Source organism: Serratia sp. BNK-33-b (assembly GCF_048684565.1).
In the GTDB taxonomy this organism is placed as follows: Bacteria; Pseudomonadota; Gammaproteobacteria; order Enterobacterales; family Enterobacteriaceae; genus Serratia; species Serratia marcescens.
In genome coordinates this window covers 4,912,054-4,931,111 of record NZ_JBLQTZ010000001.1, presented here as the reverse complement: position 1 = coordinate 4,931,111, position 19,058 = coordinate 4,912,054, and the positions used below count along the sequence as shown (strand labels likewise).

The 19,058-nt window shown below is 61.0% G+C and carries 16 protein-coding genes; 9 read left to right on the top strand and 7 right to left on the bottom strand.

The genetic code is table 11. From position 1 onward, the window contains the following. The first annotated feature begins 3 nt into the window (after window positions 1–3). The 4 genes from dnaN (at window position 4) to yidA (ending at window position 5,609) form a co-directional block, all read left to right on the top strand. A complete protein-coding gene (gene dnaN / locus ACMGGK_RS23775; protein WP_004933892.1) occupies window positions 4–1,104 on the top strand; it encodes a DNA polymerase III subunit beta in 1,101 nt (366 codons plus the stop codon). A 45-nt stretch (window positions 1,105–1,149) separates the two neighbouring features. Continuing rightward, a complete protein-coding gene (recF, locus tag ACMGGK_RS23770) occupies window positions 1,150–2,235 on the top strand; it encodes a DNA replication/repair protein RecF (protein WP_004933895.1) in 1,086 nt (361 codons plus the stop codon). A gap of 18 nt (window positions 2,236–2,253) precedes the next feature. Next, complete coding sequence (gene gyrB, locus ACMGGK_RS23765; RefSeq protein WP_019455494.1) at window positions 2,254–4,668, top strand: DNA topoisomerase (ATP-hydrolyzing) subunit B; 2,415 nt, start codon at window positions 2,254–2,256, stop codon at window positions 4,666–4,668. 125 nt (window positions 4,669–4,793) lie between these two features. Then, window positions 4,794–5,609, top strand: coding sequence for a sugar-phosphatase (gene yidA, locus ACMGGK_RS23760; RefSeq protein WP_016929598.1), 816 nt, complete (start codon window positions 4,794–4,796; stop codon window positions 5,607–5,609). Window positions 5,610–5,634: 25 nt separating this feature from the next. Here yidA and ACMGGK_RS23755 read toward each other — a convergent pair whose 3' ends face one another. Both ACMGGK_RS23755 and ACMGGK_RS23750 read right to left on the bottom strand, forming a co-directional pair. Beyond that, window positions 5,635–6,576, bottom strand: a complete 942-nt coding sequence (locus tag ACMGGK_RS23755; protein WP_420277353.1) for an ornithine cyclodeaminase family protein — start codon at window positions 6,574–6,576, stop codon at window positions 5,635–5,637. After that, the gene (locus ACMGGK_RS23750; protein ID WP_016929596.1) at window positions 6,563–7,531 is read right to left on the bottom strand and encodes a threonine/serine dehydratase; all 969 of its coding nucleotides are present in this window, start codon (window positions 7,529–7,531) and stop codon (window positions 6,563–6,565) included. Before ACMGGK_RS23750 ends, ACMGGK_RS23755 begins: the two co-directional genes overlap by 14 nt. A gap of 489 nt (window positions 7,532–8,020) precedes the next feature. Here ACMGGK_RS23750 and ACMGGK_RS23745 point away from each other — a divergent pair, with 489 nt between their 5' ends. Next, entirely contained in the window at window positions 8,021–9,301 is a 1,281-nt protein-coding gene (locus ACMGGK_RS23745) for a DUF3748 domain-containing protein (RefSeq protein ID WP_420277351.1), read from the top strand. 30 nt (window positions 9,302–9,331) lie between these two features. On the opposite strand, the gene ACMGGK_RS23740 is transcribed toward ACMGGK_RS23745, so the two are convergent. Beyond that, complete coding sequence (locus ACMGGK_RS23740; protein ID WP_049299620.1) at window positions 9,332–9,679, bottom strand: YceK/YidQ family lipoprotein; 348 nt, start codon at window positions 9,677–9,679, stop codon at window positions 9,332–9,334. Window positions 9,680–9,989: 310 nt separating this feature from the next. Between ACMGGK_RS23740 and ibpA the strand changes: the two genes are divergently transcribed. The 3 genes from ibpA (at window position 9,990) to ACMGGK_RS23725 (ending at window position 12,768) form a co-directional block, all read left to right on the top strand. Beyond that, complete coding sequence (gene ibpA, locus ACMGGK_RS23735; protein WP_004933919.1) at window positions 9,990–10,403, top strand: small heat shock chaperone IbpA; 414 nt, start codon at window positions 9,990–9,992, stop codon at window positions 10,401–10,403. A gap of 107 nt (window positions 10,404–10,510) precedes the next feature. Then, entirely contained in the window at window positions 10,511–10,939 is a 429-nt protein-coding gene (gene ibpB, locus ACMGGK_RS23730) for a small heat shock chaperone IbpB (RefSeq protein WP_004933922.1), read from the top strand. 170 nt (window positions 10,940–11,109) lie between these two features. Continuing rightward, window positions 11,110–12,768: a putative transporter gene (locus tag ACMGGK_RS23725; RefSeq protein ID WP_016929592.1), complete on the top strand. Its 1,659-nt coding sequence runs from the start codon at window positions 11,110–11,112 to the stop codon at window positions 12,766–12,768. Between the two features lie 41 nt (window positions 12,769–12,809). Here the strand turns inward: ACMGGK_RS23725 and ACMGGK_RS23720 are convergent, their stop codons facing one another. After that, entirely contained in the window at window positions 12,810–14,063 is a 1,254-nt protein-coding gene (locus ACMGGK_RS23720) for a valine--pyruvate transaminase (protein WP_016929591.1), read from the bottom strand. A gap of 135 nt (window positions 14,064–14,198) precedes the next feature. Continuing rightward, complete coding sequence (locus tag ACMGGK_RS23715; protein ID WP_049299619.1) at window positions 14,199–16,262, bottom strand: alpha-amylase; 2,064 nt, start codon at window positions 16,260–16,262, stop codon at window positions 14,199–14,201. A gap of 195 nt (window positions 16,263–16,457) precedes the next feature. Here ACMGGK_RS23715 and ACMGGK_RS23710 point away from each other — a divergent pair, with 195 nt between their 5' ends. Then, a complete protein-coding gene (locus ACMGGK_RS23710; RefSeq protein ID WP_019455508.1) occupies window positions 16,458–16,610 on the top strand; it encodes a hypothetical protein in 153 nt (50 codons plus the stop codon). 1 nt (window position 16,611) lies between these two features. Here ACMGGK_RS23710 and ghrB read toward each other — a convergent pair whose 3' ends face one another. Next, window positions 16,612–17,589, bottom strand: coding sequence for a glyoxylate/hydroxypyruvate reductase GhrB (gene ghrB / locus ACMGGK_RS23705; protein ID WP_016929588.1), 978 nt, complete (start codon window positions 17,587–17,589; stop codon window positions 16,612–16,614). A 73-nt stretch (window positions 17,590–17,662) separates the two neighbouring features. Next, complete coding sequence (locus ACMGGK_RS23700; RefSeq protein ID WP_049278444.1) at window positions 17,663–18,931, bottom strand: MFS transporter; 1,269 nt, start codon at window positions 18,929–18,931, stop codon at window positions 17,663–17,665. Window positions 18,932–19,058: the final 127 nt, after the last annotated feature.

The window sequence follows — 19,058 nt, the reverse complement described above, 5'->3', positions numbered from 1 at the left end:
GCTATGAAATTTATCGTTGAACGTGAGCATCTGCTAAAACCGCTGCAACAGGTGAGCAGCCCGCTGGGCGGCCGCCCGACCTTGCCGATCCTGGGCAACCTGCTGCTGCAGGTGACGGAAGGCTCCCTGCTGCTGACCGGCACCGATCTGGAGATGGAGATGGTGGCGCGCGTCGCCCTGTCCCAGCCGCACGAGCCGGGCGCGACCACCGTGCCCGCGCGCAAATTCTTTGATATCTGCCGTGGCCTGCCGGAAGGGGCGGAGATTGCCGTCACGCTGGAGAGCGAGCGCATGCTGGTGCGGTCAGGCCGCAGCCGCTTCTCGCTGTCCACGCTGCCCGCGGCGGACTTCCCGAACCTGGACGACTGGCAGAGCGAGGTGGAATTCACCTTGCCGCAGGCGACGCTGAAGCGCCTGATCGAAGCCACCCAGTTCTCGATGGCCCACCAGGACGTGCGTTACTACCTGAACGGCATGCTGTTTGAAACCGAAGGCGAAGAGCTGCGCACCGTCGCGACCGACGGCCACCGCCTGGCGGTGTGCTCGATGCCGATCGGCCAGCAGCTGCCGTCGCATTCGGTGATCGTGCCGCGTAAAGGGGTGATGGAGCTGGTGCGCTTGCTGGACGGCGGCGATTCGTTGTTGCAGCTGCAGATCGGCAGCAACAACATTCGCGCCCACGTCGGCGATTTCATCTTCACGTCCAAGCTGGTTGACGGCCGTTTCCCGGACTATCGCCGCGTTTTGCCGAAGAACCCGGACAAAACGCTGGAAGCCGGCTGCGATCTGCTCAAGCAGGCGTTCGCCCGCGCGGCCATTCTCTCGAACGAGAAATTCCGCGGCGTGCGGCTGTACGTCAGCCAGAACCAGCTGAAGATCACCGCCAACAACCCGGAGCAGGAAGAGGCGGAAGAGATCCTCGACGTCAGCTACGACGGCGCGGAGATGGAGATCGGCTTCAACGTCAGCTACGTGCTGGACGTGTTGAACGCGCTCAAGTGTGAAGACGTGCGCCTGCTGTTGACCGATTCGGTCTCCAGCGTGCAGATCGAAGACGGCGCCAGCCAGGCGGCGGCCTACGTTGTCATGCCAATGCGGTTGTAGTCTCGTTACCTTGAATTACAGCACCGTCATCGGTAAAGAGATTGCATGGCTCTGACGCGTTTATTGATTAAAGACTTCCGCAATATCGAGGCGGCGGATTTGGCGCTGGCGCCGGGATTCAACTTCCTGGTCGGCGCCAACGGCAGCGGCAAGACCAGCGTGCTGGAGGCGGTGTATACGCTCGGCCATGGCCGCGCCTTTCGCAGCCTGCAGGCCGGTCGGGTCATTCGCCACGACCAACCGGAGTTCGTGCTGCACGGCCGCATCGAAGGCGCGGAGCGCGAGCTGTCGGTAGGATTGAGCAAGAGCCGTCAGGGTGACAGCAAAGTACGCATCGATGGCAGCGACGGCCACAAGGTGGCCGAGCTGGCGCAGCTGCTGCCCATGCAGCTGATCACCCCCGAAGGTTTTACCCTGCTGAACGGCGGGCCGAAATTCCGGCGCGCTTTCCTGGACTGGGGCTGTTTTCATAACGAACCCGGTTTTTTCACCGCCTGGAGCAACCTGAAACGGTTACTGAAGCAGCGCAATGCCGCGCTGCGCCAGGTGAGTCGCTATGCGCAGATCCGCGCCTGGGATCAGGAACTGATCCCGCTCGCGGAGCGCATCAGCGAATGGCGGGCGGAATACAGCGACGCGATCGCCGCGGATATCACCGCGACCTGCGCGCAGTTTCTGCCTGAATTCGCCCTGAGCTTCTCCTTCCAGCGCGGCTGGGATAAAGAGAGCGATTACGGCGAGCTGCTGGAGCGCCAGTTTGAGCGCGACAGGGCGTTGACCTATACCGCGGTGGGGCCGCATAAAGCGGACTTTCGCATTCGTGCCGACGGCACGCCGGTAGAGGATTTGTTATCGCGCGGTCAGCTTAAGCTGCTGATGTGCGCGTTGCGCTTGGCGCAGGGTGAGTTTCTCACCCGGCAGAGCGGGCGGCGTTGCCTGTATCTGATTGATGATTTTGCCTCCGAGCTGGACACCGGCCGTCGCCGGTTGCTGGCCGATCGCCTGAAAGCCACCCAGGCCCAGGTTTTTGTCAGCGCGGTCAGCGCTGAGCAAGTGACCGACATGGCCGGTGAAAAGGGCAAGATGTTCCGCGTGGAACAGGGTAAAATAGAGGTTCAACCACAGGACTAAAATGAGCGAGAAACGTTGATGTCGAATTCTTATGACTCCTCAAGTATCAAGGTATTAAAAGGGCTGGATGCGGTGCGCAAGCGCCCGGGCATGTATATCGGCGATACCGATGACGGCACCGGTCTGCACCACATGGTATTCGAGGTTGTGGACAACGCTATCGACGAAGCGCTCGCGGGCCACTGTAGCGACATTCAGGTCACCATCCATGCCGACAACTCGGTATCGGTGCAGGATGACGGCCGCGGCATTCCGACCGGCATTCACCCGGAAGAAGGGGTTTCAGCCGCAGAGGTCATCATGACCGTGCTGCACGCCGGCGGTAAATTCGACGACAACTCCTATAAAGTTTCCGGCGGCCTGCACGGCGTGGGCGTCTCGGTGGTTAACGCCCTGTCGGAGAAACTGGAGCTGGTGATCCGCCGCGAAGGCAAAGTGCACGAACAAACTTACAGCCACGGCGAGCCGCAGGCGCCGCTGACCGTGGTGGGCGAAACCGAGCAGACCGGCACTATGGTGCGCTTCTGGCCAAGCCACCAGACCTTTACCAATGTGACCGATTTCGAGTACGACATTCTGGCCAAGCGCCTGCGCGAGCTGTCCTTCCTCAACTCCGGCGTGTCTATCCGCCTGAAGGACAAGCGCACTGACCGTGAAGACCACTTCCATTACGAAGGCGGCATCAAGGCGTTTGTCGAGTACCTGAACAAGAACAAAACGCCGATCCACCCGAACGTGTTCTACTTCTCCACCGTGAAAGACGACATCGGCGTGGAAGTGGCGCTGCAGTGGAACGACGGTTTCCAGGAAAACATCTACTGCTTCACCAACAACATTCCGCAGCGCGACGGCGGCACGCACCTGGTCGGTTTCCGTACCGCGATGACCCGTACGCTGAACAGCTACATGGAGAAGGAAGGCTACAGCAAGAAGGCCAAGGTCAGCGCCACCGGCGATGACGCGCGTGAAGGCCTGATCGCCGTGGTGTCGGTGAAGGTGCCGGATCCCAAGTTCTCCTCTCAGACCAAGGACAAGCTGGTCTCTTCCGAGGTGAAAACCGCGGTTGAAACGCTGATGAACGAGAAGCTGGTGGATTACCTGATGGAAAATCCGGGCGACGCGAAAATCGTGGTCGGCAAAATCATCGACGCGGCGCGCGCGCGCGAAGCGGCGCGTAAAGCGCGTGAGATGACCCGCCGCAAAGGCGCGCTGGATCTGGCCGGCCTGCCGGGCAAGCTGGCGGACTGCCAGGAACGCGATCCGGCGCTGTCCGAACTGTACCTGGTGGAAGGGGACTCCGCGGGCGGCTCTGCCAAGCAGGGGCGCAACCGCAAGAACCAGGCTATCTTGCCGCTGAAGGGGAAAATCCTCAACGTCGAGAAGGCGCGTTTCGACAAAATGCTCTCTTCACAGGAAGTGGCGACGCTGATCACCGCGCTGGGCTGCGGCATCGGCCGTGACGAGTACAGCCCGGACAAGCTGCGTTACCACAGCATCATCATCATGACCGATGCCGACGTCGACGGTTCGCACATCCGTACGCTGCTGTTGACCTTCTTCTACCGCCAAATGCCGGAAATCATCGAGCGTGGCCACGTGTTCATCGCACAGCCGCCGCTGTACAAGGTGAAGAAAGGCAAGCAGGAGCAGTACATCAAAGATGACGAGGCGATGGATCAGTACCAGATCGCCATCGCGATGGACGGCGCCACGCTGCATACCAACGCCAGCGCACCGGCGCTCGGCGGCGAGCAGTTGGAAAAACTGGTGGCCGAGCACTATGGCGTGCAGAAGCTAATCGGCCGCATGGAGCGCCGCTACCCGCGCGCGCTGTTGAACAGCCTGATCTATCAGCCGACGCTGAACGAAGGCGATCTCAGCGATGAAGCCAAGGTGAAGACCTGGATCGCGTCGCTGGTGCAGGCGCTGAACGACAAAGAGCAGCACGGCAGCAGCTATGATTTCGTGATCTTCGAGAACCGTGAGCGCCAGATGTTCGAGCCGGCGCTGCGCATCCGCACCCACGGCGTGGATACCGACTACAAGCTGGACTTCGACTTCATCCACGGCGGCGAATACCGCAAGATCTGCCTGCTGGGCGAGCAGCTGCGCGGGCTGATCGAAGAGGGAGCGTTCATCGAGCGCGGCGAACGCCGTCAGCCGGTAGACAGCTTCGAGCAGGCGCTGGAGTGGCTGGTGAAAGAGTCGCGCCGCGGCCTGTCGGTGCAGCGTTATAAAGGTCTGGGCGAGATGAACCCTGAGCAACTGTGGGAAACCACCATGGATCCGGAAAGTCGCCGCATGCTGCGCGTGACCGTCAAGGACGCCATCGCTGCCGATCAGCTGTTCACCACGCTGATGGGCGATGCGGTTGAACCGCGTCGCGCCTTTATCGAAGAAAACGCCCTGAAAGCGGCGAACATCGATATCTGATGCGTTAATGGTTGTAAAAATCCGCGCCGGGCGACCCGCGCGGATTTTTTTTGCGCCTTTTTTGGCGCTGACAGCCGTGGCTGAAACGCGTTAGCATGGGAAAAAACCACTGGGAGAAGCGTTGAATGGCTATTGAACTGATTGCGATCGACATGGACGGCACGTTGCTGGATCCGCAGCACCAAATCACGCCGGCGGTAAAGCAGGCTATCGCGGCGGCGCGGCGCAAAGGGGTGCACGTGGTGCTGGCCACCGGGCGGCCATATGTCGGCGTGCAGGACTATCTGCGCCAGTTGGACATTCAGGGCCCTGGCGATTTCTGTATCACCTATAACGGCGCGCTGGTGCTGCGTGCGGCTGACGGCGCCTGCATTCTGCAAGAAACGCTGGGCTTTGAGGATTATCTGCACTTTGAGCAGATGGCGCGCGAGTTCGGCGTTCACTACCAGGCGTTTGATTTCGATACCCTGTATACCCCGAACAAGGATATCGGCAAGTACACCATACACGAAGCGGAAATGACCGGCATTCCGCTGAAATACCGCAGCGTGGAAGAGATGGATCGCCAGATGCGTTTCCCTAAAGTGATGATGATCGACGAGCCGGAGCTGTTGGACCGCGCTATCGCGCGCATCCCGGCGGAAACGCGCGAGCGTTATACCATCCTGAAAAGTGCGCCTTATTTCCTCGAGATCCTGCACAAGAACGTCGATAAGGGCGCCGGGGTGAGAATGCTGGCCGAGCATTTGGGCGTGGCGCGGGAAAACATCATGACGCTGGGGGATCAGGCCAACGATACGGCGATGATCGAATATGCCGGCGTCGGCGTTGCGATGGGCAACGCCATTCCCGAACTGAAAGCGGTGGCGCAGTTTGTCACCAGCGCCAATACCGAAGACGGCGTGGCGCGCGCTATCGAGAAGTTCGTGCTCAACGCCTGATAACGCGGGGCGCTGCGGCGCCTCTTTATACTTTCGCCAACACCCCTTTGGTGATCTGCAGATCCTGAATCGCCAGCCCGGTGAGATCGGCGATGGTGATGTGATGCGGCTCGCGTCGCACCCGTCCGCCCTGCGCCAATGCGGCGCCCATTTCGACGATCGGCGTTGAAATCAGCTTGTGCTGCCGATAAGCCGTTGCGATCTCGCCATAGTCTGTACATTGAGCCAGCGCATCGACCAGCAGCGCGTCCGCGCGGGCCACCAGCTCGGTCGCCAGCTCCTGCTTACCGGGCGCGTCGGCGCCCACCGCGGTAATGTGCGTGCCGGGCCGAATATCCGCCGCCTGCAAAATCGGTTCGCGGCTGGGCGTGGTGGTGACGATCAGCTGACAGTGCGCCGCCAGCTCCGCCGCATCCTGCGTGACCCGCACCCGAAAACCCTCGGCCTCGACATCGCGTCGATACGCCGCCAGCGCCTGTTCGTTGCGGCCCCACACCCATACCTCGCGGCAATCGGTCACCGGTTTCAGACATTGCAGCTGCAGCCGCGCCTGCAGGCCGGTGCCGACCATGCCTATCGCCTGAATATGCGGCGGCGCGCACAGATCGGCGGCGATGCGGCCGGCCAGTGCGGTGCGCAGCGCGGTCAGCCAACCCTCATCCTGCAACAGTGCGCGGGGCTCGCCGGTTTGGGCGGAGAACGCCATCATCAGCCCTTGATTGCTCGGCAGGCCTTGTTCGGCATTGCGATAGAAACCGGTGGAGATCTTGACCACGAACAGTTCGTCGCCTTCCAACCAGGCGGATTTGATGCAGCAGTCGCCGGCGGCCTGTTCGAACAGGAAATGCTGCGCCGGGGGCTGTTGTACCCGTTGTTGCGAGTAGGCGATAAAACCCTGCTTCAGCAGCGGCGTTATGGTCTCGGCGTCGAACGCGGCGAGAATTTGCTGCCGATTAAGGATGCGCATCGGCGATAGCCTTGAGGTATTTCTCCAGCACGATGTTTTTACCGCACAGCACCACCGCCACCTTTTTACCTCGGTATTCCGGCGCCAGTTTGATCGCTGCCGCCAACGCCACGCCTGCTGCGCCTTCGATAATCCAGCGATCGCTGGCGGCGATCCGGCGCATCGCGAGTTTGATCTCCGCCTCGCTGACCAGCACTTTGCGGTCAATCAGCTGCTGGCACAGCGGGAAGGTCACGGCGCCCGGCTCGACGCCGCCGGCGGTGCCGTCGGACAAGGTTTCTTGTTCTTCCACCGGGAAGATATGGCCGGCTTCCAACGCGCTGTACAGGCTGGTGGCGTTTTCCGGCCAGCAGGCGATAAGCTGCGTGTTTGGCGACAGTTGCCGCAGAACGGTGCCGATGCCGGCGATATAGCCACCGCCGCCCACCGCCACGAATACCGCGTCCAGATCGGCGAGTTGTTCAACCAGCTCCATGCCGCAGGTGCCCTGGCCGGCGATCACCTGTTCGTCGTTATACGGCGAGATATAGGTTTTCCCCTGTTCGCGTGCTGCCAGTTCCCCCGCCAGTTCGGCGTTCAGCGCATCACCCGGCACCAATTCCACGATGCCGCCCAGCGCCCGGATGGTGTCGAGCTTGATGCTCGCCGCCGTCTCCGGCGCATAAACCGTGACGCCAACGCCCATACGCTGCCCCGCCAGAGCGACCGCCTGGCCGTGGTTGCCGGTTGAGGCGGCGATCACGCCGCGCCGGCGTTGCTCGTTATCCAACAGCCGCAGCTTGTTGCTGGCGCCGCGAAATTTAAAGGAACCGGTGTGCTGCAGGTGGTCGCATTTCAGATACAGCTCGCAGCCCAATTGCTGAGAAAGCAGCACGCTGCGCTCCAGCGGCGTGACCCGCACCTGAGGGCGCAGTTGCTGATGAGCGGAAACAATGGCATCGAAGAGGGTGTTCATACCGGCTCCAGAAGGTTTGTTTGGACTAAAAATCCAGTTTGTACTTTTTTGTATTAATTGTAAACCCCGCAGCCTGACCCTCGGGCACACCGATCAGAAAACGTCAACGGTCGGAAGGAACATTGCGTTTTCGGTGAAAATAATCATAAACCGGTCGTCTAGTGGCACGATTTTTTATTTATTTGCGTTAAGTAAGGCGCCGCCGCTGCCTTATTCTTATAAGGAAGATGAGAATGAAAAAATAGCGTTTTCATCACCCACCCTATTACATTGGCGCCGTTGAGTTTCGCCGGCAGGAATACAATTGCCTAGTCGGCCGCTTATTTCCTGCCGACGCTGTCGATCGGCTTAAATGATAAGACGCTGAAAAATAATTGCGTGATTTCGAACCGAAAAATTCCTCCCGCCTCACCCTCACAGGCCATATGAAACGCTGCGGGCGATCCGGTAAGATGACGGCTCAGCGCCAGCATGTGCAGGAGAGCCGCCATGAGCCATCGGGAAAAACAACTGACTTTCGACCCACGCGGGCATCAGTTAACCAATATCAACGTCTGGACGCCGGACAGCCAATGGCTGGCTTATGACGTGCGTCCGCGCGGCGCCTCTTTCACCGGCCTCAGCATCGAGCGTGTCAACGTCGCCAGCGGCGCGGTGGAGGTGATTTATCGCGCCCAGCACGGCGCCCACGTCGGCGTGGTCACGGTCAGCCCCGATGCGCCGGCGCGCTATGCCTTTATTCACGGACCTGAGCACCCGGACAGCGCCTGGCAGTATGATTTTCACCACCGCCGCGGGGTGATCGTCAGCGAACCGGATCGCGAGTTGGCCATCACCCTCGACGCGCTGGATATCACCGCGCCCTATACGCCCGGCGCGCTGCGCGGCGGCAGCCATGTGCACGTTTTCAGTCCGGACGGCAGCCGCCTCAGCTTTACCTACAACGATCACGTGATGCATGAACGCGATCCGGCGCGCGATCTGCGCAACGTCGGCGTGGCCGTGCCGCTGCACGGGGTTAACCCGCCAAAACAGCACCCGCGCGAGTACGACGGCAGCCACTATTGCGTGTTGGTCAGCGAGACGGTGCCGCAGCCGCGGCCGGGCAGCGATCAGATTAATCGCGCTTACGAAGAAGGCTGGATCGGCCGCGAAGGCTACCGTAAGGCCGACGGCAGCCGGCAGCGCTGGGCGCTGGCATTTATCGGCGATACGTTGTCCGCCGCCGGAGAGAAGCTGTCTGAGGTGTTTATCGTCGATCTGCCGGAGAACGACGTCGACTACGCCCGGGCGGGCGCTCTGCCGCTGCAGGGGACGGAAAGCGAGCTGCCGGCGCCGCCGCTTGGCGTCAGGCAGCGGCGGGTAACCTTTACCGGGGATCGCCGTTTTCCTGGCGTGGCTGGTGCGCCGCGCCACTGGCTGCGCAGTTCGCCGGACGGCAGCCAGATAGCTTTTCTGATGAAGCACGACGGCGGCGTGGTGCAGCTGTGGACGGTGTCGCCGAACGGCGGTGAGCCGCGCCAGGTCAGCCGCTGCGAGCATGACGTCCAGTCGGCGTTCAGCTGGCACCCGCAGGGCGGGACGATAGCCTTGGTGTGCGACAACAGCGTGATGCTGTGCGAGGTGGCCAGCGGCCGCCTGCAGCGATTGACGCCGCGCAGCGTGCAGCCGCCGTCGGGGGATGCCGTGGTGTTTTCGCCGGATGGCAAGAAAGTGGCGTTTATGCGCGAGATAGCGGGGTTCAACCAGATCTTTGTGGTTGAGGCGTAAGGCGGGCCTGATGACCCGCTGCGTGTGCGATTAGTGCGTGGCGGTGCTGTCGTCGCCCTGACCGGGATTGCCGGTCGCCGCCAGATTCTGCTGCTCGCTGCGCAGGATACGCGCTTTTGGCGAGTCTGTGGTGGCGTCGTTGCCGGAGCGCAGATAGTCGTAAGGCAGCAGCACGGTATCCATCACCGCGGAGAACGGCAGATCCAGCGCCACCAGCGGCATCATCGCCCAGCTGGTGTTGTCGTCCTTCAGCATGTCCACGCTGGCGCGGGTGCCGGGATAGTAACCCTGATTCGGGCCGGTATGGCTCATTACGCTGGAGCAACCGCTGGTCGCCAACAACATGCAGCCCGTCGCTATCGCTTTCATCGTCGTCATTAATCCATCCTGCAGGGTTGCTGTTCCCCTAAATTAAGCTGATTTATAACATCCTGTTGCTGCTTTAAAAGAAGCAAAATCCCGCTCTGTGGCGGCTCTCTCACTTTAGTGTAAGTGGTAAAAAAAACTTTTACCTTATTGATGCAAATTTTTTTTGATCCTCGCCTGTTGAATTGATGAAAGCAACCCCCATTTTATCATCAGAGCCGAATTGAGAATTCGCCGTAAGGGAATTCTGGCTTAATTAGCCTGTCCAGAGTGGAAGGCGTATTTATTTCAACCTCGCTGAAGTGCCTTAGGAGGCTGTTTTATGCGTAATTTTGATCTTTCCCCGCTATACCGTTCCGCCATTGGTTTCGATCGCCTGTTCAACGCGCTGGAGGCTGGCCAGAGTCAGGGCAACGGCGGTTATCCCCCTTATAATGTCGAACTGGTGGATGAAAATCATTATCGGATCGCCATCGCGGTAGCCGGGTTTGCCGAGCAGGAGCTGGAGATCACCACGCAGGATAATCTGCTGATCGTGCGCGGGGCGCACAACAATGAACCGGCAGAAAAAACCTATTTATACCAGGGCATCGCCGAGCGTAATTTCGAGCGTAAATTCCAGCTGGCCGAACATATTCAAATTAAAGGCGCCAAACTGGAGAATGGCCTGTTGTATATCGACATGCAACGCATCGTGCCGGAAACATTAAAACCGCGCCGCATCGAAATTAAATAAATTTCCGTTTCGCCGGCAGGTACGCTGCCGGTAAATATGAAGTCATGATTAGCCTGCCGTCAGGGGGCTGAATAAACACATCTCGCTTAATGAAAGGAGTTGTTCCTATGCGTAATTACGATTTATCCCCGCTTCTGCGTCAGTGGATTGGTTTTGATAAATTGGCCAGTTCAATGGGCGGCCAGGAACCTCAGGGGTTCCCGCCGTATAACATCGAGAAAAGTGATGACAATCACTACCGCATTTCTCTGGCGCTGGCCGGTTTCCGGCAAAGCGAACTGAATATCGAAGTGGAAGGGCCGCGGTTGACCGTCAGCGGTAAACCCACGCCGCCGGAAAAACAGGTTGAATACCTGCATCAAGGTCTGGTGTGCAAAGAGTTCCAGCTGACTTTCACCCTGGCGGAGCATCTGCAGGTGTCCGAAGCCAAATTTGAAAACGGCCTGTTGCACATCGATCTGGTGCGTCAGGTGCCGGAAGCCTTGCAGCCGCAGCGTATCGCCATCGGTGCGACGCCGGAGCTGGAAGCGAAATAACCGACTGAAAAGCGGTCATCATCATGCGAGGGAGATCCCAACGGATCTCCCTCGCTGCGTTATGTGGCGCGTGCCACAGTCCCCCCTTCTGCCCGATGCCATAATCCTTGTTAATTGTGTGTCTTTGGCCGCAAATCCCGTGTTCAACTTTTTTGGCAAGGATGTGACCTATGAGCGATATCGCCCTGACCGTCAGCATGTTGGCGTTGGCGGCCGTCATTGGGCTGTGGATGGGGAACTGGAAGCTGTATGGCGTCGGGCTGGGCATCGGCGGCGTGCTGTTCGGCGGTATCCTGGTTGGCCACTTTGCCCAGAGCGGGCAAATCAGCCTGAACGGGGACATGCTGCACTTTATCCAGGAGTTTGGCCTGATCCTGTTCGTCTACACCATCGGCATCCAGGTCGGCCCCGGTTTCTTCTCTTCGCTGCGCGTCTCCGGTCTGCGGCTCAACGCCTTCGCGGTGCTGCTGGTGGTGACCGGCGGCATAGTGGCGGCGGCGGTACACAAGCTGTTCGACGTGCCGCTGCCGATCATCCTCGGCGTGTTCTCCGGCGCGGTCACCAACACCCCGGCGCTGGGCGCCGGTCAACAAATCCTGACCGATCTCGGTTCCGATCCGGCGCTGGTGGACGGCATGGGGATGGGCTACGCCATGGCCTATCCGTTCGGCATATGCGGCATCCTGCTGGTGATGTGGCTGATCCGGCTGTTTTTCCGCATCAACATCGAGCGTGAGGCGCAGGCGTTTGAAAGCCGTCTGGGCAATCAGCGCGAGCTGCTGCACGCCATCAACGTGGCGGTGCGCAACCCCAATCTGCAGGGCATGGCGATCAAAAGCGTGCCGCTGCTCAACGGTGAAGCGATCGTCTGTTCGCGCCTTAAGCGCGGGGAGCTGCTGATGGTGCCGGCGCCGCACGAGCGGCTGGAGCTTGGCGACTACCTGCACCTGGTGGGCAAACGCGAAGATCTGGAGAACGCCCGGTTGGTGATCGGCGAAGAGGTGGATGCCTCGCTGTCGACGCGCGGCACTGCGCTGCAGGTGGTGAGGGCGGTGGTGACCAACGAGCAGGTGCTGGGCAAGAAAATCCGCGATCTGAATCTGAAGCAAAAGTATGACGTGGTGATTTCACGCCTCAACCGCGCCGGCGTGGAGCTGGTGGCCGGCAGCAACGTGACGCTGCAGTTTGGCGACATTCTCAACCTGGTCGGCCGGCCGGAGGCCATCGACGCGGTGACGGCGATTGTCGGCAACGCCCAACAAAAACTGCAGCAGGTGCAGATGCTGCCGGTCTTTATCGGTATTGGTCTCGGGGTATTGCTCGGTTCCATTCCGCTGTTCGTGCCCGGCTTCCCGGCGGCATTGCGGCTGGGGCTGGCCGGCGGGCCGCTGGTGGCGGCGCTGATCCTGGGGCGCATCGGCAGCATCGGCAAGCTGTACTGGTTTATGCCGCCGAGCGCCAACCTGGCGCTGCGCGAACTGGGCATCGTGCTGTTTCTGGCGGTGGTCGGATTGAAGTCGGGCGGCAACTTCATCGATACGTTGCTGCACGGCGAGGGGCTGACGTGGGTCGGGTACGGCGCCTTGATCACCGCCATTCCGCTGCTGAGCGTCGGCATTCTGGCGCGCACGGTGGGCAAGATGAACTATCTGACGCTGTCCGGCATGCTGGCGGGATCGATGACCGATCCGCCGGCGCTGGCCTTCGCCAACGGTCTGCATCCCACCAGCGGCGCCGCCGCGCTGTCTTACGCCACCGTATATCCGTTGGCGATGTTCCTGCGCATCATGTCGCCGCAGCTGCTGGCGGTGCTGTTCTGGACGCTGTAATCCAAAAAAGGGCGCCGTGGTGGCGCCCCGATGGGTTGAGCTCAGTTCGCTTCCTGATGCGCGCGTTCGATCTCTTCCGCCAGGATCGCCACGCCGCGCTCGATTTTCTCCGGATCGGGCACGTAGTTCATGCGCATGCACTGGTGAGTGTGCGGCCAGTCGTGCTCCAGCCCCGGGAAGAAGTAGTGGCCCGGCACCATCAGCACGCCGCGCTTTTTCAGGCGCTGATACAGCACTTCGGTGGTGATCGGCAGATCCTTGAACCACAGCCAGAGGAAGATAGCCCCTTCCGGTTTGTGGATCAGGCAGCGCTCCGGCGACAGGTAGCGGCGAATAATCTCGATGGTGTGCTCGACGCGCTGTTTGTAGAACGGGCGAATCACCTCGTTCGACAGTCGCAGCAGATCGCCGCGCGCGATCATTTCCGTCGCCATCGCCGGCCCCATGCTGCCCGGCGACAGGCTGATGATGCCGTTCATGTTGGTCAACGCGGTGATCACCTTCTCGTCGGCGATCACGATGCCGCAGCGCGAGCCCGGCAGGCCGAGTTTGGACAGGCTCATGCACAGAATGGTGTTCGGGTTCCACAGCGGCGTGGCGTCGCTGAAGATAATACCGGGGAACGGCACGCCGTAGGCGTTATCGATCACCAGCGGAATATCGCGTTGCTGCGCCAGCAGGTCGAGCTTCATCAGCTCTTCGTCGGTGATCACGTTGCCGGTCGGGTTGGTCGGCCGTGAAACGCAGATCATGCCGATGTCGTCGCCAAGGGTGAGGTGTTCGAAATCAACGTGATATTTGAACTGGCCGTCCGGCAGCAGCTCAATGTTCGGTTTGGCGGAGACGAACAGCCCTTCGTCCAGCCCGGCGTCGGCATAGCCGATATATTCCGGCGCCAATGGGAACAGCACGCGGCGGCGCGAACCGTCGGCGTAGCGGCCGGCGAACAGGTTGAACAAGTAGAAAAACGCGCTTTGGCTGCCGTTAGTCAGTGCAATATTCTGTGGCGAAATCTCCCAGCCAAGCTCGTCGCGCAGCAGATTGGCCAGCGCTTTCAGCAGCGCGTCCTTGCCTTGCGGGCCGTCGTAGTTGCACAACGCTTCGGTCAGTTTGCCCTGGTCGAGCATCTCCTGGCACAGCTGTTTGAAGTAGGCTTCCATCTCTGGGATCTGCGCCGGGTTGCCGCCGCCGAGCATGATGGCACCGGGGGTGCGCAGGCCTTCGTTCAGGTCGTCCATCAAACGGGTAATGCCCGCATAACGGGTAAATTTTTCGCCGAAAAGTGAGAAAGTCATAGGTGTAGCAGTACTGTTTCTTAGCAGGTAATCCCCCACCATACCGCCAGACAAATCCCGCTGCAATGCGGCCGACAAATCGACCAATGGGCAAAAGCTTCGCTCATTGGCCTATTGTTAGCATATTACGCTGGATTATTGTGACCGTTCGCCGGCCCATACCACCATCACCTTATCGTCGCCGAGCCGACGGCTGAAAGCATAGTAGGCGGCGTGCGGCTGCGGGTTTTGCACGCCGCCGCCGATCGCCGGGTGGCGAGCGCGGAACTGCCCCAACCGTTGCCAGTGGGCCAGCAGCGGGGCTTTTTCCCCCTGCAGATCAGGCCAGTTCATGTCGGAGCGGGTGCCCTGCAGCGGATCGGAGCCGGTTGGGCCGAGCGGGCGGCCGCTTTCATCGCCGTAGTAAATCTGCACCGCGCCCGGCGCCAGCAACAGCAGGTTCGCCGCCCGCTGTTGGCGCACCTGCGAGCCTTTGGCGTCGCTGGCGAAGAACAGCCGGGTGTCGTGTGAAGAGAGGTAGCTCAGCACGTTGAAGTCCTGCAGCCGTTCGGCCATCTGCCGGTAGGTGGCGTCGATATCGGCGAAGCAGCCCAGCGCCTGCGACGCCTGGTCCTGGAAATCGAAGTTGATCATCGCGTCGAAACCGTTTTGGTAATAATCGCTTTTCATCACCCCGTGGCCCCAGGCCTCGCCGGTCATCCAAAACGGCGCATCATCCAGCGCCTGCTGCGGATGCTCCGCTTTCCACGCCGCCAATGCCGCCGTGGCGCGCTGTTTCAACAGCGCCAGCGTCGGTTTTTCCACGTGCTTGGCGGTGTCGACGCGGAAACCGTCGATGCCGTAATCGCGCACCCACTGGCTGAGCCAGACGGTCAGGTAATCGCGGGTGGCGGCGCCGGGCATGTCGCGCGCGGCGGTGTCGGGTTTGTGGCGATAGAACAGCGGCAGGCCGCTGGCGCCGGGCGCTTCGGTTTTGATGTCCGGCAGGAAGGCCAGCGACATAGTCAAATCGTCATAGCCCGGCGCGTCATAGTCGCCGATGTCGGTGCGGATCCAATTTTTCCCCCACCATGGGCGCCAGCCCGCCTTGTCGCTGAAGTTGATGTAGTCGTTGAAGCTGTGCCAGTTTTGCCCTGGCCCGGGGCGCCAGTCGCTCCAGTTTTTCCCCAGGGTTTTCTCCACCTCCGCGCCTTGCAGATACAGCGAGCCGAAGTGGAACGTCTGCATATCCGCCAGCGTGGCGTAGCCGACGTGGTTCACCACAACGTCGAACAGAATGCGAATACCGCGGCGATGCGCCTGCTCGACCAGCGTGCGCAGCTCCTGTTCGGTGCCCATGTTGGCGTCGAGGCGCGTCCAGTCCAGCGCGTAATAGCCGTGATAGGCGTAATGCGGGAAATCGCCTTGGGTACCGCCGCCGACCCAGCCGTGGATCTGCTCCAGCGGCGAGCTGATCCACAAGGCGTTGACGCCGAGCTGCTGCAGATAATCCAGCTTCTGCGTCAGGCCGGCCAGATCGCCGCCGTGAAAGGTGCCTATTTCCTGCAGGCCGTCGCTGCGGCGCCCGTAGCTGTGGTCATTGGCCGGATTGCCGTTCTCAAAGCGATCGGTCAGCACGAAGTAGACCGTGGCGTTATGCCAACTGAACGCCGCCGGTTTCGCCGTGGCGGCGGATTCCAGCAGCAACAGGCCGCCGCTGGCGGCGGCGGGCTGCAGCGTGATTTTCCCCTGGCTCACCTGCGCCGTTTGACCGGAATAGAAATCACGCAGCGTTTCGCCTTCGGCGAAGGTGGAGGCGACGTCGACCGTGACCGGCTTGCCGTCCCAGCGCGGGCAACTGCGCACGGCAACGGCGGCGTTTTCCGGCGCGCGGCTCAGGCTGAGCTGCAGCGTCGGCGTGCCGCTGCGCGTGTCGATGCGCACCTGATAGTCGCCTGCGCGGAACTGCCGCCAGCTGACCTGCGGATGGGCGCCGCAGGGCTGCAGTGACAGCGCCTGGTTAAGTTTTACCGCCTCGGCCGGCTGCCAGCAGTGGTTATCCTGATACAGGCGCAGCGGCAACTGGCCCTTGGGCAGCGCGGCCTGGCTGGCGAACAGCCCGGCGGCCGTTTCGTCGAAGGCCGGGAATCCCGGCAACGTCCAGCCGGCCAGCGCCGAAGGCGACAGCAGCATCAACAAGGGCAGGGGTAACAGTTTCATGGCTCTCCTTACGCGCGGCAGGAAGCGTTTTTTCCGCTGGGTAGCGCCAGTGTGGCAAACGGCGGAAAAATGGCCTCCTCCCTGAGAGGGTTTTTCGGGGAGGAGAGGAAGGGCGGAGCGTTTTCGGATTGATTCGGCTTGGCTTTGCGCGCGCGCTGCGGCAGATTAAACGATGAACATCAAAGGAGGTTAGCGATGACGGACAAAAACTGGCGAGAAGAGATCGTTCAGGCAATTCAGGATGCCGAATTGCAGCACTTCGCCGAAGAACATCAGCTGCAGGCGCTGTTCGCGCCGCAGCAGGAAGAGCAACACGGCCGGTTATCCGCAGACCACCGGCCGCGCTGAGTTATTTCCGCAATAGCTGCGGGTTGACGCAGTTTTCTTTCACCGTGCCGGTCAACGCGGCGATCAAATTATCCACCGCGCAGGCGGCCATGCCGTAGCGCGTTTCATGGGTGGCGGAACCGATGTGCGGCAGCGCCACCACGTTCGGCATGCTGAGCAGCGGCGAATTGGCCGGCAGCGGCTCTTTCTCGAACACGTCCAACCCGGCGGCGTGGATCACGCCGTTTTGCAGCGCTTCGATCAGCGCCTGCTCATCCACCACCGGCCCGCGGCCGGCGTTGATCAGAATGCCGCTTTTCTTCATCTTCGCCAGCTGATCGCGGCCGATCATGTGGAAGGTTTGTTCGGTCAGCGGCAGCGTGATGCAAACGAAATCCGATTCGGCCAGCAGGGTATCCAGATCGCAGCGGCGCGCGTTGAAGCGCTGTTCCGCCTCTTCGTGCGTGCGGCGGGCGTTGTAGAGCACCGGCATGCCGAAGCCGAAGTGCGCGCGCTGCGCCAGCGCCAGGCCGATGCGCCCCATGCCGAGGATGCCGATGGTTTTGTGGTGCACGTCGACGCCGAACCAGTCCGGCCCGATGCTGCCGCGCCATTCGCCGGCCTTCACCCGCTCCGCCACTTCCACCACCCGGCGCGCGGTCGCCAGCACCAGGCTCATGATGGTGTCGGCGACGGTTTCGGTCAGCACCGTCGGGGTATGCATCAGCAGCACGTTATGGGCGTTGAGCGCCTCGACGTCGAAGTTGTCGTAGCCGACGGAAACGGTCGAGGCCGCGCGCAGTTTGGGCGCCTGCTGCAGGAAGGCTTCGTCAATTTTACCGCCGGAACCGATGATCCCTTCGGCCTGCTGCAGCGCCTGGCGCAGTTCGTCGCGGTTCTCCGGCTGCAGGCCGTTGAAGGCGTGCACGGTGAAGTGCTGTTCCAGACGTTCACGCAGATCGGCGGGCAGGCTTTTGTACAATACGATAGAAGGCTTCATCACGAACTCCAGCTGAGCCAAAGGGGGCATGGCGCCCCCCCGGTTGGGTTAACAGAGAAAAAGTATAACCGGATCAAGCCAATTGCGGCTGGATCTCGTTGCGGGCGGGCTTGACGATCAGCGTCAGCACCACCGCCACCACCAGTGCGATGGCCATAAACATGTAAGAGGCCGCCGGGCTGCCGGTGGCGCCATTCAGATAGCCGACGAACCACGAACCGAAGAACGAACCCAGCGCGCCCATGCTGTTGATCAGCGCCATGGCGCCGCCGGCGACGTTTTTCGGCAGCATTTCCGGAATGATGGCGAAGAACGGCCCATAAGGGGCATACATCGCAGCGCCGGCGACCACCAGCAGGCCGTAGGAGATCCAGAAGTGGTTGGCGCCGACGGCGTAAGATCCGAAGAACGCCAGCGCGCCGATCAGCAGCAGCGGCCAGACGAACAGCTTGCGGTTTTGCATTTTGTCCGACGCCCAGGAGACGACGACCATGGCGATGGTTGCCGCCAGGTAAGGCACCGCCGACAGCCAGCCGGCTTCCACCATGCCCATCTGCATGCCGCTGCGCAGGATGGAAGGCAGCCACAGCACGAAGCCATACACGCCGATGCTCCAGGCGAAGTACTGCACGCACAACAGGATCACGTTGCGTGAGCGGAAGGCTTCGCCGTAGTTGCGCACGGCCTTGATGCCTTTCTGCTCTTCGTCCAGCTGCTGTTGCAGCGCCTGTTTCTCATCGGCGCTCAACCAACCGGCCTGCGCCGGTTTGTCTTTCGCCAGCACCCACCAGCAGAACGCCCAGATAACCGCCGGAATGCCCTCGATGATAAACATTTCGCGCCAGCCGAAGGCGTGGATCAGGTAGCCTGACACCACCGACATCCACAGCACCGTCACCGGGTTGCCGAGGATCAGGAAGGTATTGGCGCGTGACCGTTCCGATTTGGTGAACCAGTTGCTGATGTAGATCAGCATCGCCGGCATCACCGCCGCTTCCACCACGCCGAGAATAAAGCGGATGGCGGCCAGCATCGGGATATTGCTGACCACGCCGGTCAGCGAGGCGCAACCGCCCCACAGGATCAGGCACCAGAAGATCAATTTTTTGACGCTGCGGCGTTCGGCGTAGATGGCGCCGGGAATTTGGAAGAAGAAATAACCGAGGAAAAACAGCGCGCCCAACAGCGAGGCCATGCCCTTGGTGATGCCGAGATCTTCATTGATGCCGGCGGCGGAGGCGAAGCTGAAGTTGGCGCGATCGAGATAGGCCAGGCTGTAGGTGATAAACACGATGGGCATGATGTACCACCAGCGTTTGGCCGCGACAGTCGCTTTGTTCATGTTCAGTATCCTTCAGTGGTGTTGCATCCCCTTCGCACGGCACGCTGGGCGTGAAAGACGAAGGGGCAGATGCTCTCCCGACGCGTCCCGGTTGTAGGGCCAGAGGCTGACGTCATGCGGAGAAGTC